2 protein-coding genes are annotated in these 3,607 nt (G+C 75.9%); both read right to left on the reverse strand.

The window, feature by feature from the left end; all coding sequences use genetic code 11:
• A partial coding sequence (locus DQW85_RS25945) for a sacsin N-terminal ATP-binding-like domain-containing protein (RefSeq protein ID WP_113702563.1) occupies window positions 1-2,370 on the reverse strand: 2,370 nt, incomplete at its 3' end.
• Window positions 2,371-2,453: 83 nt separating this feature from the next.
• Entirely contained in the window at window positions 2,454-3,254 is an 801-nt protein-coding gene (locus DQW85_RS25950; protein ID WP_113702564.1) for a DUF3027 domain-containing protein, read from the reverse strand.
• Between the last annotated feature and the right edge of the window lie 353 nt (window positions 3,255-3,607).

Raw genomic sequence — 3,607 nt, forward strand, 5'->3', positions numbered from 1 at the left:
CAGGCGCAGCTCGCGCGGCCGGCGCCCGCCGAGCACGGGGTGCCCGGCCAGCCACCACGCGGTGTAGGACGGCACCTCGACGCCCGCGATCCGCAGCGGGTGGAGGGCGGCGCGCAGCGGCGGCCTGGTGAGCAGCTCAAGCGCGGCCGGCCAGTCGGCGACCAGCTCCAGGTCGCGCACCGCCACGAACTCCGGCACCACGGGCGGCACGTCCAGGTCGGGCAGCAGGTCGAGCACGTGGTCGAGCCACTCGTCCTCGCCGTCGAGGTCGTGGTCGCAGTCGTCGTGGTCGAGCAGCACGTCGGAGTCGTGCGCCACCGCGAACCCGTCGAGCACGCCCGCGGCCGCCAGCACCCGCGAGCCGTGGGCCTCCTCCAGCTCGGGCGCCACCACGCCGAGGTGGGTGTCAGGCTCGACGAGCCGGGCCAGCGCGCCCCCGGACAGCATGAGCTCGCCCGCCGGGTAGAGCTCGCCGTCGGCGCCGCGCAACGCCAGCTCGGCCAGCCACGGCGCCTCGCCGGGGGCCAGGCCGGCGGCCTCCACCAGCGACAGCACGGCCCGCGCCACGAGCTCCGGATCGGGGCTGTCGAGCGACTGGGAGACGGCCGCCTTGGTGAGCGGGTCGTCGAGGATGGTGCGCGGCGTGGCCTCGGCGGCCCCGAGCCTCAGCAGGGCCGGATGGGCGGCCTCGGGATGCACGATCCGCAGCCCCAGCGGCCCGAGATCCAGCCCGCCGTGCCCGTCGAGCCGGAGGATTAGCGTGCCGCGCGGGCCGCGGACCAGGCGGCCGTCGGCCAGCGGCACGGGGAGCGCGCCGAGCGACTCGGGGTCGTCGGCGGGAAGCACCTCGTAGAGGGAGCGCCACCACGACGGCTCGCGCCCCTCGACCGCCTCGCCGGACAGCAGGTCGACCACCTCGGCCAGCTCGACCCGGCGCACGCCGAGCGAGGCCATGGCCGGGTGCCGGGCGGGCCAGCCGGCGGGCAGCAGGCCCGGGACGAAGTCGGCGACGGCGGCCAGCAGGTCGCCGGACCCGGCGATCACGGCGGCCTCCCGGCCGGTGACCACCCAGCCGTCGCCGTGCGGCTCCCTGGCGGGGTGCTCGACCCGCCACTCGGCGTCGGGCTCGTACACCTCCGCGTCGGCGAACGACGGTGTCTGGACGGCCGGAGCGGGAGCCGAGAGGGCGGGCAGCAGCGGCGTGCCGGGCAGCAGCCTCAGGATGGCCCGTCGGATGCGGGCGTCGAGCTCGCCCTTGCCCATGAGGGCCGGGACCAGGTCGAGGAGTCTCGGGGTGCGCGGCAGCTCCCGCAGCAGCCTGACGTAGGCGTCGGCGGCCCTGTCGACCAGGAAGTCGGTCAGCGGCCCCTTGGCCACGTGGCGCCGGTCGGTGGCCATCGGGAACGACGCGATGAGCAGGGCCGGAAGGTCGAGCGGCTCGTCACTGGGCGTCGGCGCGTGCACCACCGGCGGCACCGTGCCGGGCAACGCCCCCGGCTCCCCCGGAGCCCGCCCGGCATCCTCCGGACCGGCGCCGCCGCCCCCCGCGCTCCGGAGGGGGACGGCCCAGCGGACTGACCAGTGAGGCCGGGAGCGCTCCTCCGTCGGGCGGTCGGCGAAGAGCGCCGACACCTCCCCGGGGGTGAACTCGCCCGACTCCGACACCACGTGCCAGCCGTCGGCCACGACCGTGCGGACCTCGCCGTCGAGGTCGATCTCGATGGCCGTCAACGCGGGCATGCCCAGCAGCAGGGCCGGGCTCGCCTCCTCCAGCATGCGCCGCACCGCCACGGCCGACGCCTCGTCGCGGAGCGGGAGCCGTACGAGCGTGTCGAACCCGTCAGGCACCTCCAGCGGCCCGGCCGCGAACGGCAGGCGGAGCAGCGGCACGTGGCCGGACCGGGAGGCCAGCTCGCCGGCGAGCGCCGGCACCGAGGACACCAGAGCGACCGTCTCCTCGCGCGACCAGCGGACCGCGTCGGCGCCGCGCGAGCCGATGGACGGCGCGTCGCAGACCGAGACGACCGCGGCGAACCCGACGCCGAACCGGCCCACCGCGCCCGCCTCGCCGCGCTTGCCGGAGACCCGCAGGGTCGAGAGGCTCTCCACCCCTGTCGCGTCGAGCGGCGCGCCCGTGTTGGCCGCCGTCAGCACGTCGCCGCGCAGGCTCAGCCGCAGCACCCCGGGCACGCCCGCGCGCAGGGCCGCGTCGGCGGCGTTCTGCGCGAGCTCCACGATCAGCCGGTCACGGTAGCCGCCGAGCGCGAAGTCCTCCTCGGCGTTGGCGTCCTCGCGGAAACGGGCGGGCGAGGCCGTCCAGGCGGCGAGCACGGCAGCCCGCATCCGGTCGGCGCCAAAGGTGTCGGTCATCGATCACGATCCTGGTTGAGGGTAGGGGGCCACCGTAGGCTAGCGGCCCACGCCGACACTCCCGGCCCGTTCGCGAAAGCGGGTCAGGAGTGGCCGAGCTCCTCGCTGGCCAGCTCGTCCACCGACCCCGTCTCCTCCTCGATCAGGTCGAACCCCAGGTCGTCCAGGATCGGGGTGGCCTGCTCGACGGCCGGCGGCGCGACCGTGGCCTCGGAGTGCCCACCGCAGCCGTGGTCGGCGGCGACCACCTTGCCGTCGTCCGGCGCGTACTCATTCGTGCAGACCCCGAACGTCAGCCGGAGCTCACCCGACAGCAGCCAGTAGAAGCCGCAGGTGGAGCACTGCGCGGGAGCGGCGTGTGCGATCGGAGTGTGCGGCCCGTGCTCGCCCGAGTGCCAGCGCCTGGCAGCCCGGTCTCTGCCGACGGCCGAGAGCACACGTGCCCGGCCCAGGCCGTACTCGAAAATCATCTGGTGGTCCGCGTCGTCGTCGATCTCGGTGAACCCGGGCGCGAGGCGGTCGTCGTCCTCAGGCGTCGGCAGCAGGTCGCCGACGCCCAGGTCGCCCGGGCGCAGTCGCTCGCTCCACGGCAGCCAGTCGGGGGCCAGCAGGGCACCCGGGCCGGGCAGCAGGACGGCCTCGCTGACCGTGACGTTCTTCGCGCGGGAGGCGCGGGTGACGGTGACGGCCCAGCGCCAGCCGCGGTAGGCCCGCTCGAGGCAGGCGAAGAAGTGGGTGACGATCCGGTCGCCCTCGGCCTCGAAGCCCAGATGCTCGCCGGGCTCGCCCGGCCGCGCCAGCTCCTCGGCGGCGGCGCGCGCCAGATCGACCGCGGCGACACAGGCCTGGTCGGGGGCGGAGACGCGGGTCCTGGTCGGGCTCATCGGGCCGCCTCCGCCGAAAGGTGCTGTTCGCTCACACTTCATTCTCACCCATGACCGGACCTGAAGGTGCCCAGAGTGCCCGATCAGCCGGATCCGGAACCGCCGGACCCCGCCACTGAGCCCGTCCGTGCCCGTCCACTGAGCCCGGCCGTGCCCGTCCGTGCCCGTCCGTGCCCGTCCGCGCCTGTCCCCGCCCGGCGGGTGGCGACACGAGGGGCGGCCTCGCGCCGTCACCGAGTGCCGATCGGGTAAGACTTGTAGGCGTGGAAGGTGGCTGGGAGAGGGCGCGCGAGATCTCGCGGCGCGTCGGGCGCGGAGTCGCCGACGCGAGCCGCGCCACCGTGCGCGCGGGC

The sequence above is a fragment of the Nonomuraea lactucae genome, assembly GCF_003313395.1.
Classification (GTDB): Bacteria; Actinomycetota; Actinomycetes; order Streptosporangiales; family Streptosporangiaceae; genus Nonomuraea; species Nonomuraea lactucae.